General features: G+C 42.1%; 19 protein-coding genes. 9 read left to right on the top strand and 10 right to left on the bottom strand.

Annotated elements, in window-relative coordinates:
* Nucleotides 1-56: 56 nt before the first annotated feature.
* The 5 genes from VRK28_RS05040 to VRK28_RS05020 all read left to right on the top strand — a co-directional run bounded on the left by VRK28_RS05040 (nt 57) and on the right by VRK28_RS05020 (nt 5,171).
* On the top strand, nt 57-1,625 hold the full coding sequence (locus VRK28_RS05040; RefSeq protein ID WP_062564906.1) for a sodium:solute symporter: 1,569 nt from the start codon (nt 57-59) through the stop codon (nt 1,623-1,625).
* Nucleotides 1,626-2,537: a BadF/BadG/BcrA/BcrD ATPase family protein gene (locus VRK28_RS05035; protein ID WP_062564907.1), complete on the top strand. Its 912-nt coding sequence runs from the start codon at nt 1,626-1,628 to the stop codon at nt 2,535-2,537. It abuts the gene before it with no gap.
* Nucleotides 2,527-3,462, top strand: a complete 936-nt coding sequence (murQ, locus tag VRK28_RS05030) for an N-acetylmuramic acid 6-phosphate etherase (RefSeq protein WP_062564908.1) — start codon at nt 2,527-2,529, stop codon at nt 3,460-3,462. Before VRK28_RS05035 ends, murQ begins: the two co-directional genes overlap by 11 nt.
* Complete coding sequence (locus tag VRK28_RS05025) at nt 3,462-4,640, top strand: exo-beta-N-acetylmuramidase NamZ family protein (RefSeq protein WP_062564909.1); 1,179 nt, start codon at nt 3,462-3,464, stop codon at nt 4,638-4,640. Before murQ ends, VRK28_RS05025 begins: the two co-directional genes overlap by 1 nt.
* A gap of 102 nt (nt 4,641-4,742) precedes the next feature.
* Nucleotides 4,743-5,171: an energy transducer TonB gene (locus VRK28_RS05020; RefSeq protein WP_062564910.1), complete on the top strand. Its 429-nt coding sequence runs from the start codon at nt 4,743-4,745 to the stop codon at nt 5,169-5,171.
* Between the two features lie 64 nt (nt 5,172-5,235).
* Here VRK28_RS05020 and VRK28_RS05015 read toward each other — a convergent pair whose 3' ends face one another.
* Nucleotides 5,236-8,256, bottom strand: coding sequence for a carboxypeptidase regulatory-like domain-containing protein (locus VRK28_RS05015; protein WP_062564911.1), 3,021 nt, complete (start codon nt 8,254-8,256; stop codon nt 5,236-5,238).
* A gap of 377 nt (nt 8,257-8,633) precedes the next feature.
* Nucleotides 8,634-9,479, bottom strand: a complete 846-nt coding sequence (locus tag VRK28_RS05010; protein WP_054560797.1) for a MurR/RpiR family transcriptional regulator — start codon at nt 9,477-9,479, stop codon at nt 8,634-8,636.
* Nucleotides 9,480-9,816: 337 nt separating this feature from the next.
* Between VRK28_RS05010 and pbp4b the strand changes: the two genes are divergently transcribed.
* Nucleotides 9,817-12,264: a penicillin binding protein PBP4B gene (pbp4b, locus tag VRK28_RS05005; protein ID WP_082710873.1), complete on the top strand. Its 2,448-nt coding sequence runs from the start codon at nt 9,817-9,819 to the stop codon at nt 12,262-12,264.
* 94 nt (nt 12,265-12,358) lie between these two features.
* A complete protein-coding gene (locus VRK28_RS05000) occupies nt 12,359-13,735 on the top strand; it encodes a Na+/H+ antiporter NhaC family protein (protein WP_054560796.1) in 1,377 nt (458 codons plus the stop codon).
* Nucleotides 13,736-13,975: 240 nt separating this feature from the next.
* Here VRK28_RS05000 and VRK28_RS04995 read toward each other — a convergent pair whose 3' ends face one another.
* The 4 genes from VRK28_RS04995 to VRK28_RS04980 form a co-directional block, all read right to left on the bottom strand.
* On the bottom strand, nt 13,976-15,112 hold the full coding sequence (locus VRK28_RS04995; RefSeq protein ID WP_062564912.1) for a PQQ-dependent sugar dehydrogenase: 1,137 nt from the start codon (nt 15,110-15,112) through the stop codon (nt 13,976-13,978).
* Nucleotides 15,113-15,555: 443 nt separating this feature from the next.
* Nucleotides 15,556-16,155 carry a hypothetical protein gene (locus VRK28_RS04990; RefSeq protein WP_062564914.1) on the bottom strand — a complete coding sequence of 200 codons (600 nt, stop codon included), beginning with the start codon at nt 16,153-16,155 and terminating at the stop codon, nt 15,556-15,558.
* Entirely contained in the window at nt 16,145-16,696 is a 552-nt protein-coding gene (locus tag VRK28_RS04985) for an RNA polymerase sigma factor (protein ID WP_062564915.1), read from the bottom strand. The genes VRK28_RS04990 and VRK28_RS04985 overlap by 11 nt, the downstream gene beginning before the upstream one ends.
* A 6-nt stretch (nt 16,697-16,702) precedes the next feature.
* Nucleotides 16,703-17,350: an energy transducer TonB gene (locus tag VRK28_RS04980; protein WP_062564916.1), complete on the bottom strand. Its 648-nt coding sequence runs from the start codon at nt 17,348-17,350 to the stop codon at nt 16,703-16,705.
* 107 nt (nt 17,351-17,457) lie between these two features.
* Here VRK28_RS04980 and VRK28_RS04975 point away from each other — a divergent pair, with 107 nt between their 5' ends.
* Nucleotides 17,458-17,964 carry a DUF3087 domain-containing protein gene (locus VRK28_RS04975; protein ID WP_058585678.1) on the top strand — a complete coding sequence of 169 codons (507 nt, stop codon included), beginning with the start codon at nt 17,458-17,460 and terminating at the stop codon, nt 17,962-17,964.
* 9 nt (nt 17,965-17,973) lie between these two features.
* A complete protein-coding gene (locus VRK28_RS04970; protein ID WP_062564917.1) occupies nt 17,974-18,423 on the top strand; it encodes a low molecular weight protein-tyrosine-phosphatase in 450 nt (149 codons plus the stop codon).
* 36 nt (nt 18,424-18,459) lie between these two features.
* On the opposite strand, the gene VRK28_RS04965 is transcribed toward VRK28_RS04970, so the two are convergent.
* The 4 genes from VRK28_RS04965 to VRK28_RS04950 form a co-directional block, all read right to left on the bottom strand.
* On the bottom strand, nt 18,460-19,533 hold the full coding sequence (locus VRK28_RS04965; RefSeq protein ID WP_062564918.1) for an energy transducer TonB: 1,074 nt from the start codon (nt 19,531-19,533) through the stop codon (nt 18,460-18,462).
* Nucleotides 19,534-19,722: 189 nt separating this feature from the next.
* Entirely contained in the window at nt 19,723-20,655 is a 933-nt protein-coding gene (locus VRK28_RS04960) for a nuclear transport factor 2 family protein (protein WP_062564919.1), read from the bottom strand.
* The gene (locus VRK28_RS04955; protein WP_062564920.1) at nt 20,652-21,614 is read right to left on the bottom strand and encodes a TIGR03571 family LLM class oxidoreductase; all 963 of its coding nucleotides are present in this window, start codon (nt 21,612-21,614) and stop codon (nt 20,652-20,654) included. The genes VRK28_RS04960 and VRK28_RS04955 overlap by 4 nt, the downstream gene beginning before the upstream one ends.
* A gap of 1 nt (nt 21,615) precedes the next feature.
* A complete protein-coding gene (locus tag VRK28_RS04950) occupies nt 21,616-22,071 on the bottom strand; it encodes a nuclear transport factor 2 family protein (RefSeq protein ID WP_062564921.1) in 456 nt (151 codons plus the stop codon).
* Between the last annotated feature and the right edge of the window lie 45 nt (nt 22,072-22,116).

Raw genomic sequence — 22,116 nt, 5'->3', positions numbered from 1 at the left:
ATTTTGTCATAATGATGGAATAATATATTCCATCAAGGTTTGGGTTAGGATAATAAATGAGTGCAAATTACGCTTTTCTCGATTGGCTAGTATTCGCAAGTTACGGTGCAATTTTATTGCTAAGTGGCTGGTGGTTTAATCGCAAACGCGCTAACTCAAGCCAAGATTTTTTTCTAGGCGGAAATAGCATGCCAACTTGGATGGTGGCTATTTCTGTTTTAGCGACTTCGCAATCTGCGGCAACGTTTATTGGTGGGCCTGATCAAGGCTATCAAGGTGATTTTTCATATATTGCGACCAATATCGGCGCGTTTATTGCGGCATTTATTGTATCGGCGTTTTTAATTCCAAAGTTTTACCAGCAAAAAGTGTATACCGTTTACGAACTGCTTGAAAAACGTATCGGACCAAAAGCTAAGCGCCGTAGTGGCTTGATGTATTTATTTGGCCGTGTATTTGCCAGTGGCGCCCGTTTGTATATGGCAGCGATTGCTGTGGCGATGATTCTATATGGCAATATCGATGCCGACAGTGTGGTTATCGCAACTTTAGTACTGGCGCTTGCAGGTCTGCTTTATACCTTTTTGGGTGGCATTCGCAGCGTTATTTATTCTGATGTACTGCAAAGTATCGTTTATGTCAGTGCGGCTATTGCGGTTATCTGGTGCTTGCTGAGTGTTATTCCGGCTGATTTCTCAACCATAATTGCGACTTTGAGTGAGCCAAGTCCTGGTGCAGACTCAAAACTCGCGCTGTTTAAATTTGATTTAGATTTTGGCCCGTCAGGGGTATTTAACATGGCCTCTGTGTTAACGGGGTTTGTGCTGTTAAATATCGCCGCATTTGGTTTAGACCAAGATATGACGCAGCGCTTATTAACCTGTAAAAGTCCAAAAGAAGGCAGTAAAGCGTTATTACTATCGGTGGTGATGGTGATCCCGGTTATGGCTATTTTTATCTTTATTGGTTTGCTGCTTTATATTGTTTATCAGCAACCTGCATTAATGAATAACGAAGCTGGGCAAACGGTTGTACAAGAATTTAACGGCGAAAAAATCACTATCTTTATGTACTACGTATTAAACGAAGTACCAGCCGGGGTTAAAGGTTTAGTTAGCGTGGGTATTATTGCAGCTGCTATTTCTACTTTGAACTCAGGGCTTAGTTCGATGTCTTCAGTCATTGTACAAGATATCTATCGCCCGTATTTAGAAAAACATAACAAGCAAGTAAGCGATCATCACTTTGTAAAAGCGGGTCGTGTGGGTATGGCACTAGTGAGCCTTGCCTTAGCGCTGATGGCTATTCTTTGTTATTTCTGGCAGCAATACAGTGATATGCCATTATTAAAATTTGCGTTAAGTGTAATGGTATTTTCGTACAGCGGTTTGTTAGGTGTGTATTTTACTACCTTGTTCACCAAACGAGGCAGTGAAGGCTCAGTGTTAGCAGCGCTAATAGCGGGCTTTATGGTGACCTTATTAATGCAGCCGTACATGATTGACTGGTTACTACCCGAATCAATGCGCTTTTACTTAGGATTTACTTGGCAGCTATGCATAGGTACATTGCTCGCAACATTGGTGTGTTGCCTTGGTAAAGCGGCAGACGAGAAGAGTGCGTAAATGGCTGTACGCTATGTTTTAGCCATCGATGGTGGCGGCACCAAAGTGTTAGCAGAGCTAAAAGAGCAGGCAAGTGGCGCGACTTTTCGTGCCCAAGCGGGTTCGGCATCAATTTCGAATGATCTTGATTTAGCGTTAGAAAACATTGTTAAAGTGACCCGCGATGTATGCCAGCAAAGTGGCGCTGAGCCTAGTGAAATCGTCACCGTTATGGGGGTTGCTGGTGGCTCATCGCAGAGCCTTGCAGAGCAATTAACAGTGATGCTCAAGCTGGTGTATGAAATAGAATTTGCCAGTTTGCAAATTACCAGTGATGCAATTACGTCATTATATGGTGCTAATCTTGGTGAACCATGTGTGGTTATTGCACTTGGCACCGGTGCTGTTGGCGCACGATTAAACGCCCAAAAGCAAACTAAGTTGGTGAGTGGCTGGGGCTTTACCATTGATGATTTTGGCGGTGGTGCCCGCATCGGCCTGATGGCTGTGCAGCAACTATTAAACGATATAGATATTTATGATTTACCAAAAAGCCGATTAACGATTCGTTTGAGTGAGCAGCTAGGATGCACTCGTCAAACAATTAGTAGTTGGCTTAAACAAGCAAAACCCGCGGATTATGCAGCATTTAGCCCGTTGGTGTTTAGCTTACAAAGCGACTGTGAGGCGGCAAAAGCGGTTTTAACAGAGCACACCCAGTCGGTGGTTCGGTTAATAAATAAAAGCCGAGGTAACTCGCCGTTACCGGTGATTTTAATTGGTGGTTTGGCGAAAGTCAGCCAACCGTTATTGCCACTTGCCTTACAAAACGAATTATCTCCTTGTAAGGGAGATTCATTAACTGGTGCCGCCATTTTAGCGGCAAAGCATTACCATGACATTATTGAAAAAGGACAACCCAATGAGCCCTGAGCACGTCTTTAAGCAACAACGTGAGTTACTCGAAGAGTTAAACGGTATTGTCTCTGAAGGACAAAACCCAGACACTTTGGATATCGATCTGCTCAGCTCCACTGAGATCCTCACTAAAATCAATAATGAAGATCACAAAGTAGCGGGTGCCGTGAAACTTGTGATCCCACAAATTAGTGAAGCTGTCGATCATGTCGTTGAAGCATTTCAACAAGGTGGCAGGTTAATTTACATTGGTGCTGGTACCAGTGGTCGTTTGGGTATTTTGGATGCGGTTGAATGTGCGCCTACCTATAGCGTAAGCGATCAGCAAGTGCTCGGTATTATTGCTGGTGGTGACACCGCGGTTAAAAAAGCCGTAGAAGGCGCTGAAGATAGTACCACGTTTGCTATTATAGACTTAAAAAATGCCAATTTAACCAGTAAAGATGTCGTGGTTGGTATTGCCGCCAGTGGTCGTACACCGTATGTTTGCTCGGCAATAGAATACGCTAAATCACTTGGTTGTGTCACTGTAGGTGTCACTTGTAACCCTGATTCAGCGGTGATGCGTTTACCACAAATCGGCATTTGCCCTGTGGTGGGTGCTGAAGCTGTGACTGGCTCTACACGTATGAAATCGGGTACTGCACAAAAACTCGTACTGAATATGCTAAGCACAGCTAGCATGATCCGCACAGGTAAGGTGTATAAAAACCTGATGGTTGATGTGAATGCTAGTAATGAAAAGCTGCACGCTCGTGCTATTCGTATTGTGATGCAAGCAACAGATTGTACACAGCAGCAAGCAGTGGATGCATTAAAGCAAGCAGAGCAAAGCGCAAAACTGGCTATTTTAATTGTGTTAACCGGAAAACCAGCTCCTGAAGCAAAACAGTTATTGTCTAAAGCGGGTGGCTTTTTACGTAAGGCGGTTGAGGAATAATGCGTTTTTTAACTGTTTTATTTGTTAGTTGTTTTGCGCTTTTAGGTTGCCAAGAAGCGCCTGAAAATGTGCCTAAAAATGCACAGCCTTTACAGGTGGGCGCAGCCAATTTTCAAGCTTATGTACCTGCATTAACAGGGAAACGTGTTGGCTTGGTCGTTAATCAAACATCAGTGGTGAATGGTCAACATTTGGTTGATGCATTACTTGATAAAGGCGTTGTGGTTAGCAAAATATTTGCTCCAGAGCATGGCTTTCGCGGCGACCATGACGCTGGTGCTCACGTTAAAAGCACAGTAGATGCTAAAACCGGCATTGATGTTGTGTCGATTTATGGCAGTAATAAAAAGCCAAGCCCTGAGATGCTTGCTGATTTAGACGTCATTATTTTTGATATTCAAGATGTTGGTGTTCGTTTTTACACTTATATCAGCTCAATGCACTACGTGATGGAAGCTGCCGCTGAAAATGGTAAAGAGGTTGTGGTACTCGATAGACCAAACCCGAATATAGCTTATATGGATGGGCCTATCCTTGACCCAAAATTTCGCTCATTTGTTGGTATGCACGAAATACCTGTTTTACACGGTTTGACAGTGGCTGAGCTTGCTCAGATGATCAAAGGTGAAGGTTGGATAAATGACGCTGATAAGCTTAAGCTGAGTGTCGTGCCTGTTGCGAATTATGACCGCACTATGGCTTATGAGCTACCAATAAAGCCAAGTCCTAACTTACCAAATGCCCAATCAATTGCGCTTTATCCATCTTTGTGTTTCTTTGAAGCTACGCCTGTGACTATTGGCCGCGGTACTGATTTTCCGTTTCAAGTTGTCGGTTACTCGCCAGTTAAACTGGGCGAATTTAGTTTTACGCCTAGGGCGATTAAAGGCGCTTCAATGCACCCTAAATTCAAAGGGGTCGAAGTATTTGGTCAAGACTTACGAGATGCTGATATTCATGGCCTAGATTTAAGCTTGTTTATTTCGGTTTATCAAAAGCTAAGTGCGAATGAGCAAACGTTTTTTGAACGCGCTGATTTTATGGATAAACTTGCAGGGACTGATAAATTGCGTTTAGCCATTGAAGCAGGCCAAACTGAGCAGCAAATAAAGCAAAGCTGGCAAGCCGACTTAAGTGCTTTTAAACGCAAGCGCTCCCCGTATTTGCTGTATCAATAATAACTAGTTAACTTGTTGAATAAGAACGAGGCACTTGCCTCGTTTTTTTATGCCTATAAAAAGCTATGTTATATTCATGAACTTGATTTGTAAGGATATAGCATGAAAGTTCATTTAATTGCCGTATTTGCATTACTCGCTGGCTGTTCACAACTCCCAAACACTACAACAACTAACTCAACCGATGTACTCGATCTTCGTGATGATAAAAACGCAGCAGAGCAGCTGTGGACACTTAAACATGCAACAAAGCCCAGTTACCCTAAAGCAGCTTTAATATCTAAGCAGACGGGCTGTGCGCGCTTTATTATTACTATTGATAAACAAGGTAATACCACCGATATCCGTTTTGTAGAGAGCTTCCCAGAAGGACTATTTATCGATGTGTCGCGAGAGTCGCTTAAAACTTGGCACTGGCAGGCAAGGGAAAGTAACAGCAAATCGAGAGCGATTATTCGAACTGTGCAACTCGACTACTTTATGAAAGAAGCGAGTAATATGGATGCCGCAAAAGCATTTTGTACAATTTAAGCTTTTACTGTTTTTAAGGCATAAAAAAGGGCCGCAATAGCGGCCCCCAACAGGATTGATAAACTTAGAACTTGAAGTTAAACGACAGCTGCACTCGACGTGGGCTGTAGTAGTTGCGATACTCACCAAAGGTTTCTGACGAGACATAAGGGTTATTGTTATAACCTGTTTGACGGTCAAATACGTTGAAGATATCAGCGCGGAATTGTAGTTCCATGTCACCTGAGAATTTAAAGTCTTGGGTGTAGTTTAAGTCAAGTTGCCAGTGGCTTGGGCTACGACGGCTACCCGCAGGCTCGCTGTAACGTGTGGTACCACTTGAGTAACCGTAGATTGAACCATCCCATGCTTCCCAAGGTTTACCCGACTGGAATACAAAGTATGCACCGATGTTCGCATCCCATGGCACAGTGTAGTAACCATACACTTTTACTTTATGTGGCTTATCACCTGATAATGTACCGTATTTGTAATCCCAAGGGTAACGACCACGGCCATCGCCATAGTTTGATGAACCAATGAAGGTATTAGCATCTGTTGTTGCGGTAGTGTTATCTTGGTCGAAGTTACCGTAGTAATGGCTCCAAACATAAGAGGCATTGATGTAGCTGTTTTCACCTAGGTATTCAGCTTCGATGCTAGCTTCCCAGTACTTGGTTTCTCCGCCATCTACTTCGGCAATAACATAAGAAGAACCACCAATTTCATCACGGATTTCATCTAGGTTATCTACATATAAACCTTTATCTGCAATATGCTGTGGTACGCCATCAGCATCAACGCCAGAGTAGTCAGTTAAACGCGCATTGTTTGGCATATCTTCCCAGAAATGCGATGCCTTACGGTGACGAACATGAGCACGTAATACTAAATCAGAACCCACATATTTAGTGGTACCAAGTGTAAATTCTTTGATTTGACGAGGTGTTAAATCATCAGCAAATACTTTACCTGATGAGCCTTGACGTGGCTCTGCGTAAATTACGTTACCCGCTTCATCAAATTCAACTTCGATTTCGGCACGGGTATTACGGTCCCAAGATGCAGCACGCGCTAATGAGCTTGCTTCAGGGTTATACATTGAGAAGTTTGCAAATACTGAGTCTTGATCTGCATAATTCCAATTCACACCTAAACGCGGTTGGATCATATCTGACCAATCTGTTTGGTACATTTTGTATTTTTCGCCTGGTGCTAACTCATAACCAGAAAGCGTGCCAGATGCCGATTTAAGACCTTGGCCATACCAAGTATCGCGGCTTACGAGTACACCCACATTGTAAGTCCAATCACCTACTTCAATGGTATCGTTGATTTCGAAATTCAGTGTTTCCATTTCTGAGTTGATAGCAGAAACGGCGTCTTCACCAGCAACCAAGCTCATTTGTTGTACGCGAGCACGGTAAATAACCGGGGCAGAGCTGCCTTCTTCTAAGCTTTCATCGAGGCCGCCAACATAAGAGATTCTACCCCAACCGTTTGAAAGGCGAGACAGTACTTCTTTACTTTCTTTCCATTCACCACCTACATGTAACGTATGGTAAGTATCGCCCCAGCTAAATTCATGCTCTAGGTTTAATTCAAAGCTATCACGGTAAAAGTCGATATTATCGTATTGGTAATACGCACCAACACCGCCGCCGCCAAGCATTTCGCCGTTTTCAGTATAACCGTATTGTGCAATTAAAGGTGCGGCGCCTGCATTAAACGCAGCTATTTGCTCTGCTGTGTAGTTATCATCAGCATCTAATAAGCTTGGTACACTGAAGTAACCCATTTCAGTTAGGTTACTTAAGTCAAGTTGACCCGTTAACGATGGCACTACAGATAGTTCTGTATCAGGTGTGGTACCAGACTCTATTTCTAATTTACTGTACTGGAATGAAAGGGTTGTTGCATCACCTAAAAGCCATGAACCATCTAAGGTAAAGATATCTTGGTCAGCTACATCACCTGCAGATACACTGTCAGTTTCGTAAGCGCCAACTGAGCGACCTTCAATGGTCTTTTCTGAGGTACGCTGTGAAATATTAAGTAAAATATCGTCAGTAGGCGCCCAAGTTAACTTACCAAAGTATTCATCACGCACACTCTTATAGTCTTTTACTTCACCATAAGCAGTATCTTTATTAGTACGAGTTTCCTCAGGACGATAATAAGAAGTGTAGAAGTATAAAGAGTCCTCAATAAGCGGGCCGCCTAAACTTGCTGTTAACCAGCTTTTATCTAGCTCATAGCTTTCTTGGCCTGTTGGTGTTGCCACTAAACTCTTAGGTTGAACTTTGTATTCAACATTACCATGGAACTCGTCAGTACCAGATTTTGATACGGTATTGATTGAGAAACCGCCTGAGCGATTAAAACCAACGGCTTTTGCACCACCACGATCCATAGTTACGTAAGCAACGTCATGGGTTGATGGCTCTGATGCTAGGTTACCAAACATAGGTAAAGATACATCAACACCGTCAAAGCCGTACGAGTTATCAACACCTGAACCACCCGCAGACGGACCAAGAGTTGAGTTTTCAGATAGCTCAACACCTGGTACAAGTTTTAATAGGTCACGGTAATCTTGACCAACTGGTACGCTATTGATTGCTTCTTCACCAAGTGAGTTAGTCAGTGCAGACTTACCTTGGCGGAATAATTTACTGCCGGTAACCGTGATGACTTCAACGTTTTCGTTAGCACCACCCATAGTGACGTTTAGGCTCGAAGTTTGTTCAAGTAAAACGTCGACAGTCATAGTTTGAGTTACACCGTTTTTATCGGTGAAAGTCAGTTCATAAGTACCCGGTTTTAACTGCGGTAAGTCATAGCTGCCGTCTTCTCGCGTAACAACAGTACGTGGTTTTGGCATCACATTACTTTTTGCTGTTACTGTGATCCCCGCCAGTGACTGCTGTGCTTCTGGTGATGATACTTTACCTTTGATCCCCCCGGTTAGATTTGCAAAGGCTGGCGCGCTGGCGAGTGCTGCGGCCATAACAACACCTGTAAAGGCTGTTTTCTTTGCGCGAAGTGCATTGCTAGTCGCTTTCGCTATATAGCTCATTGCGAGTGTGGATGCATGTTGTTTCATTGTTTCCCGTCCTTATATTTATATGCTTTGCTGGACTACTTACCCAATTGAGACTTATGAACTTTAAAATTATGTTGCCCACATATTAAACAGGTGTTATTTAAGTTGGTCAAGAATATTTTTTCATTTAAAGGTTGGTTTTTAGGAATAAAATATATAACCGATTTTAGGTAAAGATCAGTAATGACTTGCTTTAACGGGGTGCTAATTTATTCTTAGTACAATTTTGTAAGAAATTATGATTTTAAAGTCAGTCGCTTATCGCAATTGTTTGGTAGTTTAGAGGAGAAAGAGGATTGGTAAACTGCACCCTAAATTAGGCATAAAAAAAGCAGCCTGAGCTGCTTTAAAGTGTTTATATAACCTTATTGAAGAAATTAGTTATTCTTAAATTCGCCAACAACTTCATTAGAATGTTCTAGTAACTTACGACCTTGGCGGCTTGACTGTGTTAGAGCAATAAACAAAATATCAATGACAAAATCTTGTGCCGTACGCGCTAAAATTGACGATAAACGTACAGACTCGCCTTCAGCAACCGAATAAAGTTTTACATCAGCTGAGTCAGCAACAAGGCTACTACCAAATTTAGTCACTGAGATCACCGAGCTTGAGTTTTTCTTAGCTTGTTTAACAACTTCGGCAATTTCGCGAGTCATACCTGACTCACTTATCGCGATAACCAAATCACCTTTTGAAAACGTCGCAACATACGCAAGTTGTGCATGGCCATCTGGCTCTGCAATAGCTGGCATACCGAGTTTTTGTAATTTATAAGAAAAATCTTTTGCGACCAGTGCTGAGCCACCTAAACCACAAATTAAAATGCGCTTTGCAGATTTTAATAGCTCTACCGCCTTTTCGACAGCTGGTGCTTCGTTGAGGTTTTTGGTTTCGGTTAACACCGCCAATTTACTGCTTAATAGTTTTTCGGCGATTTGCTCTAGCGAGTCATTCAGAGTGATCTTGCCATGTAGCTTAGGTTCGCTGCTTTCATCGTTAAGTGCATCAATTACCGCAAGTTTAAAAGCAGGGAAGCCTTTATAACCTAACTTTTGCGAAAACTTCACCACACTTGATTGGCTTACACCAACCACTTTTGCTAGTTCAACCGATGATAAATTACGAATGGCATTCGCTGAATTTAACGTAAAGTCAGCAAGCTTAGCTTCGCTGCTCGATAGAGATTGGCGTAAGGCTTTAATTTTTACAAAAGTAGACATAGGGCTCACTTTGTTTGCTTAACTTAGTCAAAGCGCAAAGCGATGGTTCTATTATAAACACAGGGCTTGGGCGCATTGTTTGCTTAACACGACGACTTATTTTTGTTTTAGCAGACCTAAGTTTGGAATATTTTTCTTAATTTAGATGGAATAATATAGTTTTATTCCATAATAGATACAACTCTAATTATTGAGATAGCTCTATTTTTAGTAACTTAGCGATAATGTATGCTTTTTATTCTTTAATTGTGAAATAAAATATTTTACATGTTAAGTGGGTGTTGCTACTGTATTGCTGAGAATCGTCAACGCTTAAATCATCAGGTATGAATCTGTTATGAGTTTTACCCCTTTGAAAACATTACTTAAACAGCTGTGTTATCTAAGTAGTGCGGCATTATTAGTAAGCTGTGCCAGTAATCCATATACCTATACACAATCAGCTAACTACAGCCATCGTGTTAAATTCTTAGTGATGCATTACACCGCCATTGATTACGAAAAATCATTGCGTGCGCTCGTGGATGAAGGGGGCTTAAGTTCACATTATTTATTACCTGAATCAGGCGACCCGAGTTACCCAAAAGATGAATTAGAAATTATTCAGCTGGTTGATGAAAGAGATAGGGCATGGCACGCCGGACGCAGTTTTTGGCAAGGCCGCGAAGATTTAAATGATCATTCTATTGGTATTGAAATTGTTAATGTACCAACCTGTCATATTCCTGAGCAAACTAAGCTTGCGATGGAAAATGACGCCAGTAAGTTATGTATTTTTCCAGACTATGATGCCAAGCAAATAGAGCTACTAATAAAGTTAAGCAAAGATATTCTTGCTCGTAACCCTGATATTGGCCCAACTCAAGTGATTGGCCATTCTGATATTGCCCCAAGCCGTAAGAACGACCCAGGCCCGCGTTTTCCTTGGTATCAACTGTATAAAGCGGGTATCGGTGCATGGTACGACAGCGACACCGTTGATAAATATTGGCAGTTATTTAGCGCATCAAAACCTTCAGTTGAATTAATGCAAAAAGCACTACGCAGTTACGGCTATGAGGTGATTGCAACGGGTCAGCTTGATTCGCAAACGCTAGATGCCCTAAGTGCTTTTCAAATGCACTTTTTACCTTGGCATGTAAGCGGTAATAGTGATGCCAGAAGTGCCGCTGTGCTATTTGCATTATTAGATAAATACTTTCCTAAAAAGTTAGAGCGATTATTTAAAGAGTATCAGCAGCAACAGCAAGCGGTTGAGCCTGCGCCAAAAACACTGGCCAATGCACAAGTTATAGCGCGTATACCAGCGCTTGATCCAAGCAGTCGCGCGCTTGTTAACGACCGAGGCACATTTACAGCCTATAAAGGTCGCGGTGAAATTATCATTGAAAACCAAGATGCAACCAGTGCTGATATTTTCGTAAATGGTGAAAAAATTAATATTGCTTCGCCATTAACAGCCGAAAAAATATATCAATACAGTTTGGCTAAACGCACCCGCGATGGCATAAACACGTATAAAGTAGAAAATGTATTGCCTGAAGGGGCAAGTTTAACCTTACGTTTCCCTTATCCAACGCTTGATAAAAACAGCGCTCAAAAGCGTTTTAGTGCCGTTGATGAATTAATTAATCAAGAGATTAAAGAGGGCTTTCCGGGTGCGGTACTCGCCGTTGTTAAAGATGGCAAGTTGATTAAACTAAGCCATTATGGGGCAGCTAAAAAGTACCATGCTGATGGCAGTGAGCTTACAAGCCCACAAGCTATGCAAAACGATACCTTGTTTGATATAGCTTCAAACTCAAAAATGTTTGCCACTAATTTTGCGCTGATGAAGCTTGCCAGCGAAGGGAAACTCGACGTAGAAAAGCCACTGTTTTATTACCTACCAGAATTTAGGGGCAGCGGCCGTGAACAGCGTTTAGTAAAAGATTTACTCACCCACAGTGCGGGTTATCCTGCGGTGGTTGATTTTCATCGTAAAGACAATAAATTTGGTGAGCGCTTTTTTTCTCAAAACAGCCTGCGTACTAAAAACCTACTGTTAACAGGTGTCCCTTTCGTGGCTGGTCGTAACGTAAAACACCTATACTCTGATATCGATTATATGTTGCTTGGTGTACTGGTTGAACGCATCAGTGGTATGGCGCTCGATACCTATGTAGAAAGCCAAATTTATCAGCCACTTGGTTTAACACATACGGTTTATAATCCATTGCAGAAAGGTTTTTTAGCATCGCAAATTGCTGCCACTGAGATTAACGGCAACACCCGAGGTGGTCGCATCGAGTTTGAAAATATTCGAACTGATGTACTGCAAGGTGAAGTACATGATGAAAAAGCATTTTATGCTTTAGGTGGTGTAGCGGGGCATGCAGGACTTTTTAGTACTGCCGGTGATTTGTCTGTGCTTATGCAAGTACTACTCAATGGTGGCGGCTACAATAATAAGCAAATTTTTACGCCACAAGTACTTGAGCAATTCACAAACTCCCAAGCAAGTGATGAGACTTATGGTTTAGGATGGCGTAGAGCGGGGCATCAAGCGCGTAAATGGCATTTTGGCCCTTATGCTAGCCCGCGGGCTTTTGGCCATACCGGCTGGACAGGCACCGTGACAGTTATTGATCCTGAGTATGACCTTGCTATTGTGCTATTAACCAATGCCCGTCATTCACCGATTGAAGGTTCGCAAGAAAATTACCAGTTTGTCGGCAAGCGTTTCGAAACAGGTAAGTATGGCTCTATTATCTCACTGATTTATGAGAGTATATTAAATCACTAGTCGAATTAAGTTGAGTTTGGTGGCAAAGCCATTAAGCTTAGCGAGTTTTCGCATAATAAAAATAAAATGTTGTTCTTAATTTAAAAGGGTTTTTATGTCTTGGTATTCAATTTTACCACCCTTGATTGCTATCTTAATTGTGTTTTGGCGCAAAGAAGTGATCATGGCGTTATTGGTCGCGGTTGCGTCGTCTGAGTTTTTGCTTGCTCTGAATGGTGAAGGTAATACCTTGTTTTTCACCTTTATCAACACTATTGAGCGAGTCATTGAGGTTGCCAGCTCCCCTGGTAATAGCCGCATACTTATTTTTAGTATCTTAATCGGTGCTTTACTTGCCTATATTCGTGAATCTGGCGGTGTAGCCGCCACGGTTAATTTGCTGATGAACAAAGGGGTGGCTAAAAGTAAGCGCCAAGTGGGCTACTTAACCATGTTCTCAGGTATTGCGGTATTCATTGAATCGAACTTAAGCGTATTAACCTCGGGAATTTTATCGCGTGGTTTATTCGATAAATTTAAAATGAGCCGAGCACGCCTTGCTTACATTATCGATAGTACCAGCGCACCTGTGTGTATTTTAATCTTGCTAAATGGATGGGGCGCATACGTACTGGGCCTTCTTGGCAACTACGAAATGGAAGAGTCTGCGGTTTCGGTATTGTGGGGCAGTATTGGCTATAACTTTTACGCCATTATCACTTTACTTATCGTGTTCTACACCATTACCTTTGACAAGGTACATGGCCCACTAAAGCAAGCAGAAGAAAACCTAGAGCAACAAGAAACCGAACTAACAGAAGAAGTGAAAGGTTCAAAAGCACGTTACATGCTTGTGCCTCTAATTACCTTAATTGGTAGTATGGTTGGTTTTATGTTCTGGACTGGCGATGGCGATATTGCCAGCGGTAGTGGTTCTAAATCAGTGCTGTATGCAACTATTTTAGCCTGTGTTGTGGCTTACTTCTTAATGATTAGCTCGCGTGAATTTACACACCATAAGCTGGTTGATATTGGCTTTAAAGGTATGGGTGAGTTACTGCCATTAGTGTCTATTGTATTGCTATCACTCACGTTAGGCGCGAGCTTGAAAGACCTAGGTACCGGTGTGTTTGTAGCAGGCCTAGTAGGTGATTTCTTACCAATTTATTTAGTTGTGCCAGTGCTATTTATTACAGGTGCGGTTATTTCATTTACTACAGGTACTTCATGGGGCACTTTCGCAATACTTATTCCAATTGGTGTACCGCTCATTCAAGCTTTAGGTTTACCACCTTCATTGGTTATTGCTGCTATTTTAGGTGGTGGCGTGTTTGGCGATCACTGCTCGCCAATCTCAGATACCAGCGCGGTATCGGCTATTGCATCAGGGTGTGATCTATTAACTCACGTAAAAACCCAAATGCCATACGCTTTATTCGGCGGCGCATTAACCTTCATTGCTTACCTAGTGACGAGTATTATTGTTTTATAAGTAATAGCTTTAAGCTTTAAGTTATAAGCAAAAAACCACAGAGAAGTCTGTGGTTTTTTATTGCTTGAATTTCGATGACTTGCATATTCAAGTCTGATAGCCGTCAGCCGTCAGCCGTCAGCCGTCAGCCGTCAGCCATAAGAAACCATCGCGCGAAATAAATTTCACGCCTGCGGTATTCCTTTACTCTTTGCCCTTGTAACTCGCTAACTCGTTGGGTTTCGCTTCGCTCTACCCAACCTACGATTTCGGTACAACCTTATAAACACCGACACCATCAACACCAAGATATAAATCACCATTAGGGTGGGTGGCTAGGCTGCGAACGCGACCTACACCTTCAAATACCTTGCTGTGGCCTGTTACTTTGTCACCATCAAGTTTCACCAAAACAAGGTGGCCAAACTTCATCGAACCTACGGCAATTTGGCCTTGCCACTGTGGGTATTTATCGCTGGTGATAAATTCCATTCCAGAAGGGGCAATTGAAGGCACCCAATACCAATCAGGTTGTTCCATTCCCTCGCGACTAGTTTCGTCGGTAATTTTTGTACCAATGTAGTTGATCCCATAAGTGATCTCAGGCCAACCATAGTTTGCACCTGCTTTAACTATGTTGATTTCATCGCCGCCACGAGGGCCATGTTCATGGCTCCAAATAACCCCCGTTTCAGGGTGCATTGCCATACCTTGCGGGTTACGGTGTCCATACGAATAAATGCTTTTGTGAGTTGTTTTATGGTCATAAAACGGGTTTGATTTAGGGATAGAGCCATCGCTATTGATACGGTGAATTTTGCCAGCATCATAGTCTAAGCTTTGTGGGTGAACGTCTCTTTTGCCACGGTCGCCAATAGAGAAGTACAAGTAACCTTCTTTGTCGAACTCAATACGCGAACCATAGTGTTTTGTTGTTTCAATATTTGGCTCGCCATCAAACAATAATTGCTGATCGACAAGAGCCATATCTTTAAAGCGGGCACGCATAATTGAGGTATTGTAACCCTCACCATCGCCCTCATAGCCCGAGTACGAAAAGTAAATCCAACCATTGTCGGCAAAGTTCGGATCAAGTTCTATATCTAATAAGCCTCCTTGACCTTCATCATGTACTTTAGGTGTGCCTTTAACTGCTTGCTCAACGAGTTTGCCATCACGAATCAATCTAAGCTCGCCACGTCGATCAGTAACGAGTAAGTCACGCTCGTTAAGCCAAGCCATACCCCAAGGAATTTGAATCCCTTCGCTTACTAATTCTAGTTTGTAGTTATTCGCACTGGCATCCAGTGGAATTTTTTGCTCTGGCTGAGCACAAGCTTGCAAGCTCGATAAGCTAATTGAGGCAATGATTAAACTGTTAAACAAAGACCTTTTCATGGTAACTCCATAATATTTAAACACGATGTTACTAGCCTAGCTGGTTCAGCATTAAATTGTTATTAACATTAGAGCAATGTGAGATTATTGGTAGGAAAAGCGAGGTAAAGGGCGGAGTATTAGCCGTCAGCCGTCAGCCGTCAGCCGTCAGCCGTCAGCCGTCAGCCGTCAGCCGTCAGCCGTCAGATCTGACATCTGATATCTAACTACGCGGGATAAACCCGCTGCTACTTAAAAGCTTGTAACTTTACTCCTGTAGCCCGCTAACTTGTTTTAAATCTGATAGCTGACGGCTGAAAGCTGATGGCTCGTTGAACCATCGCGCGAAATAAATTTCACGCCTACGCGGGGTAAACCCGCTGCTACCTAAAAACTTGCGACTTTCCCCTTGTAACTCGCTAACTTGTTGGGTTTCGCTACGCTCTACCCAACCTACGAGCTCGCTAACTCGTACACTTTTCCGTTTCATGGGTTAGCTGTTTGAGTGCGATGATTTGCCCTTGTTTGTTTTGGTCTAGGGCGAGTAGGTCTCCTTGGTGAATATGAGTATCTAGGGTGCCGTGTTTTTGTAGTTCTTCAAGGAGTGATTGTTTAATTTGTACTATGACATTTTGCTCGCAGTCAGCGATATACCAGTCGTTATCAACACTGACTAGACGGCCGGTGAAGCTGGTGCGGGCTTGGTGATTGGCTAATGCTTGTTGGTAGTTAGCATCTAGGTTTTGTTTTTGTTGTTTAAGATTACTCACATAGCTGCCTTTGGCGTCGAGTTCGTGTACTTCAAGCCATTGATAGTCCGATAAATCCACGGCATAAACATGGGTTAACTCGCGGTTGTTGTATTGCAGCATGACAAAACCAAGAATCGCTAAAGCAGCAAATACTCCGGTCATTTGCAGGCCTAAAAAGCGCTGTGGTCTTGGCATTGCCGACTGTGGCTTTTGCATGTGTACAAGCTCGTCGCTGCTTAAGCTGTGCTCTGCCTTACGTTTTTGAAAATGTACTTTTAAATCAGCATCGAGTTGCTCGTCGTTACGCTTCATGATGGCCTCCTAGTTGTTGTTTCAGGTTTTGACGGGCATATCGCAGCCGAGTTTTAATGGTCTCTGGGTTACTTTGTGTGATAGCAACAATGTCTTCGAGACTAAAGCCTTCTTGTTGTAAGGTCAGCGCTTCACGTTGTACAAAACTAAGTGCCATAAGTGCTTTATCAAAGGCTTCATAGTCGTAGTGATAACTTGCATCCTGAGGTTCGGTAAATAGTTGGTTGTCTTCTAATTCAACGAACTTTTGCTGCTTACGAAATTCATCAATTAATAAATTACGTGCTAATCGAAAAAGCCACGCTTTAGGGTTGTTCTGATCATTGTAAAAGTCGCGTTTATCAATGACTTTTAACCAGGTTTGCTGGCATATATCAAGGGCAAGATCTTTATCACTTTGTGTAACTAGGTAGTGATAAAGATCGTTCCCGTATTGAGCAACGAGTTGGTTAAGGTAACGGTTGTCGCCCGTTTTGGCATACTGCGCCAAACAATCTGTGCTTGGCTTGTCAAATAACCATGTCTTGATGCTCATTAGCATAGGCAGTTATCCATCTATTTTAAAATCAAGTTGAACGCTTTGGTTTGTTTGTAATTGTGCCACACCTTCAACAACTTTAGGGCGATATTTCCAACGTTTAATGGCGCGAATTGCTTCACGGTCAAATACCCGTTTAGGCTCGGCATCAATAATAACAGGGTCAATCACTTCGCCAGTCGGTGAAATGCTAAAGCTAATTTGTACCCAACCTTCAATGCCATCACGAGCTGCTACCGGAGGGTATTTAGGGTTTATACGCACAATTGGTGTCGCATCTCCTGTTGGTTGGTTAATGCTTTTGCTAAGCGTGTCGCCAATGTTATCGAATGTCATTGTTGGTGTTAAATCAGCTACTACAACGGTATCTGTCGTATCAATCGTTGGGCGTGGCGGTACTTTTGGTGGCATTTTAGCAACTGGCGGTGGCGGCAGTGTTTGCTTTACTTGTACTTTTGAGTCTTCCGGTACTTCATAAATTTCAACTGTGATATCTGGGCCTGTTTTAACATCGGCTCTTTGCTCAGCAGAAATTAAGTACTGCATAAATGCAAATGCTGCAAAGGTCATGACACCGCCACCAATAATTGCTGCGGTTGTCTTTAAAGCAGCATTGCTGTTATTCAAGCTTGCTGAGTTTAGTGGTAAAGTATGCATAGCCGTTCCTCTTTGGATAATTGCTTTCATAGCTAAAACGGCTGGCAAATAAAAAAGGGGTGAAATTTTTTTTCACTTTTTATTTTTCACAAGTTTTTTAGGTTGTTATGAAACTTATTCAAATAGATAAAGCCCGTTACCGTAAACATTTAAACCAAGTAATTATTGCTTGTGTAATTGCTTTAGCCGTTGGCAGTTTAGCCATTTCACAAACGTTAATAGCGTTATTTCCTGACCCCAGCGGTAGCCATTTTCATTGGAACCTATTAGGTGTTGTTGTGTGTAGTTTGCTGGTGGGCTTTGTGCTTAATAAATACCGCAATCATGATTACATGACTGAAATAGTCTATGTGTGGGAGCTTAAAAAAGCGCTGAATAAAATCACCCGTAAAATGCCAAAGTTAAAAGCAGCAGGGCGTGAGGGCAATGCAGATGCTTTATTAGCAATTCATTACAGCTATGCGGGGTCACGTTTGTTATGGCAGCTTGATGACAACACTATTACCATGGATGAGTTGGCAATTAAGCAGGCAGAGCTTGATAGTGTTGCAGATAAATACAACCTCTCGCTTGATGCAGAACGTTATGATGAGTCAATCTTAAAGCAATTTTAAGGACGAATAATGAAAAAGGTTTTGATTGTTTGCTTAGGCAATATTTGTCGTTCACCTACTGCTGAAGCGGTACTTCGTAGTCGTGCAAAGGCGTTGGGTGTCAATGTCAAAGTTGATTCTGCTGGCACCATTGGTTACCACCAAGGTAATCCACCAGATTCACGTTCAAAAGCAGCAGCCGAAAAGCGCGGTTATAGTTTTAAAGGCATCTATTCGCGACCAGTGACTCAAGCTGATTTTCATGAGTTTGACTTAATTCTCGCAGCCGACAAGCAAAATCTTGCTGATTTACAAGCCCAGTGCCCAGAGCGCTTACAATATAAGTTGTCGCTATTTTTAAGCCATGGTGATGCAGGGGAGAGTGAGATCCCAGATCCCTATTATGGTGGCGATCAAGGTTTCGAAAAGGTACTCGATTTAATTGAGGACGCAGCCGATAACTTGCTTAAAAAGTTATAAAAAGCTATGAAAAGGGTCGCATTGCGACCCTGTTATTTATCTTTTTATTTTAAAGTCTAATTGCACCCGAGAAGTTGCAGCAATGGCTTGACCATTTTCAAACTTAGGCGCATAACGCCATTTTTTCATTGCTTTTACTGCTTCTCTTTCAAATGCAGTACCACCTTCAGAGTCAACCACAGTTATGTTGTCTACAAAGCCTGACGGGGTTACTTCAAATTCCATCACGACAATGCCGTCTTCCATACGTTGTGCTTTTGACATTGGATATTTCGGCGGCACACGGTACAACGGCTCTTGTTCTTGGCTTTCTTTCCAAGGCACCATTTTCGCAATCGCTAAGCAATGTTTGGTTGCTTCGTCGCTTTTACCTGTTTTTTCGTATAAGTGAACTAGCTTTGAATGGGCGTTTAATTCGGTTTGATGATCAAAGTCTAGCTCTTGATCAAATACGCTAACTACGTGATTTAATCGCTCAATGGCGGTGCTGTATTTACGTTGGTTTTCTGCAAATGCGGCAACTAAAAAGTCTGCGCTAATACGATCGACAGCGTTATTTGGTAAGTTTTCTTGGTAGTACTTATCAGCTTCTTCAAGATATTCCTTTGCTGTGTAATAGCGCTCGCCACTGCCTTTATAAGCAAGGATACGAGCAGCGGTCATTTTTGCATCAGCAACAAGCTTGTCTGAGTTTTGTTTTTCAGCAATAGCAATGACATCATCAAGATACGTATCGGCGCGCTTAGCTGAGGAAGTTGATTCTGCCATGCCGATTAATGAATCATATACTTGTACACTTAGCTTGCCGTGGTTTTTTTCGAGTATTTCGTAGGCTGTGCGATATAACTCAAAGCGTCGCTCTTGTTCGCTTTTATCTAGGCTGTTTGCATAGTTAATAGCAAGATTGGCGGTGTTGTCGGCGCTTTCACCATAAATTTCTTTGCCAAGCTCAAACGCTTTTTTGGCAAGCTCGCTACTGTCTTGCTTATTTTCTACAGCAGCGACATAAGCGCGGTAGGTGTCGTTAAATTCTTGGGTGGTCGTTTCATTGGCAATGCCTTGCTGACTAAATAGTAATGCAACACATAAGGCAAGTGAGCTCTTTTTCATAATATTCCTTATTATTTTGCCCAGATAAGAGGGGATTAATACTTGTTGATGATAATCATTATCATCATGAGGTACAAGGTATCTAGTAATTTTTAATGTATCATTGTTTTTAATTTAAGCAAAAACAGTGATTAAGCTTAACCGGTCGCAGGTATTTATGAAAAAGCGCTCACATTGAGCGCTTTATTGTTAGATTATAAACTCGGGCAAATTCTGTTCATCAAACCAACCCGATATGTAATGCGACTCGTAAAGTCGCCAACAGTTATCTGACTCTAATCTTGCTGCTAACTGATAGTGAGCTGCATAAATTTTTTGATTGTTATCATTCACGGGTTTTTCGGGAATGATGCGGGCAATGATAAATCGAGCTGCTTTTTTATCTTGGCTAATCTCCATTTTGACCAACTCTGCAAAGTGCTGCCAAAATGGCGCAAGCAGTCTAAAGTTTTTTAAACTCCCTATAACACTTTCTCTACCAGATAAATCACCTAAAGGAGGAAAGCTTCCATGTATATCTTGGCTGTAGCAATCAATAAGTAAATTAATATCACAATTATCAACAGCAAATGCATACTTGTTATAGAGATCAATGAGAGCTTGCTTTGGCTCAGAGGCTTTAAACTTACGAATTAATGCCCATGGAGAGTGTAATTCACTCACAATTGTTGGTTCGCCATCAACTAGCTGCCAGCCCTGAACTCCAGGAAGCATGTTCCAGTTAGGAAGCAAGGATTGTTGTCCTTTATTCCAGTTAACCTGAAATTTAATGTGGTTAATAAGCCATTGCAGGTTTTCATGAACGAAATGAAAAATAAACGTACAACCACATAAAAAGCGTTTTTGCCCATGACTTACATCTACATAAGCGTAGCTGCTTGCTGCGGCAAAATCCTTTTTGTGTGCAGTAAACGTATTTGTAAATTCAGCACTCGTTGCATAGTTTTTGAAATCTTCACTTAAGGTTGTTGATACATGCTTTTGCCTATTTACAGAACCATGATGCTGGCTTTTGAAAATAATATCAGAGCTAAACAGCTTTGCTAACGAGTGCTTATCCGAGCGTAACCAGCTATCTTTAAACTGAGTTATTAAGTTTTCGAGCTGTTCTTGAGTACTCATACAGCAGGCTCTCTTTGCTCTTTTTCAAGAGCAGGAATAACAAAGTTACCCAATTCATCAATTACATCTTGGGCAGCCCTTCGAGAAGGTTTTAAGTTTAGCGCAATGTGTTTTACGCCAAGCTCTCTGTGTTTTAACAGTCGCTCAATAAGGGCATTTCGACCAATTCGTACAACGTTATAAAAACGCTGGTACGGGGCGTCTGGGTTTTTATCTAAATCAAAAAATGTCGCATAGCCGTAATGTGGGCTTGTGTTGCTATTGCTTGCAATTGATAGGTTGTTAATGATTTCACTGATGGCTTGTTCATTATCAACAGCCCAAATCCAAGCATTAACATTATTAGCCAACCACTCAAATGATTGCCTAGAACGACCAACGGCCATAACGGGTATTTGCTGGTTTACTGGTTTTGGATAAAGGTCAAGTGAACCATCAAGCTCGCCGTAATGTTGGCTAAGGTGTTTAGGAAAACTTTGTTGGTGTAATGTTTTGATAATTTCAACTGACTCTCTGTAGCGCTCAGCACGCGCGTTAAAATCGACACCAAAAGCCGGGTATTCAACTGGCCTATCTCCGGTTGAAACTCCTAACACAAAACGACCATTACTTAGATGATCAACTGAGGCTGCTTGTTTGGCAACCATGATAGGATCGCGTAATGGTAAAACTGCCCCTGCGGTGCCTAAAGTAATTGTATTTGTATGTGCAGCAATGAAACCTGCGTAAGTGAATGGATCAAGCATCTGCGCAGCATCACCAAAATTAGGATCATAAAAAGGCACATCCCTAAACCAAATACTGGCAATACCTGCTTGTTCAGCCTGCTTAGCCGTTGCTATATCAGCATTAAGGGTAGGGAAAGGGCTGCTAGGGTAAGCTTCAAGGGGAGTGAGCAACCCCAGCGTTAATTTGTTGTCGGCAAATACATTTGTAAAGCTAGTTGGTAGATTATTCATGTTACTGCTCTCCCGAATTCGCCGGCCAGACAACATCAAGTTTAGAGTGGCTAATGCGCCATTGACCGTCGATTTTTTCATAGCGATCTAAGTATCGGCCCACTAATAAAAGCGGAGATTCGCTTTGCTCCCTACTTGTAACAAAGTCAATTAGGTAGCACTCACCCTGTGCTGTCGTTTTATCTGTTAGCACTATTTGATGGTTCATCACTGCATGAACAAAAGGGAAGTGCTTTCTATTGTGGGTATCGAATTCATCATAAGCATTTTTTAATCCTTGCTTTATCTGTTCAATTCCATTCATTTCTCCCACTGTTACTTCGACTCGTGCGTCGCTAGTAAATACTTCTTCCATTTTATGAATTTGACCAGAGTCTAAAAGCTGACTGTAGTTTAAGCGAAGAGTTCGGATCTCTTCTTTTTCGAGTAAATCGAGAAGTTTGCGTTCGCTCATCATGTTTCTCTATTGCTGAATAAGTGAACACTATTTTATTGTCTTCTT

Origin of the sequence: Pseudoalteromonas sp. P80D2 (genome assembly GCF_036680945.1) — a bacterium.
GTDB lineage: Bacteria > Pseudomonadota > Gammaproteobacteria > Enterobacterales > Alteromonadaceae > Pseudoalteromonas > Pseudoalteromonas shioyasakiensis.
The sequence above is the reverse complement of the archived record's forward strand: the minus strand, read 5'-3'. Positions and strand labels throughout refer to the sequence as shown.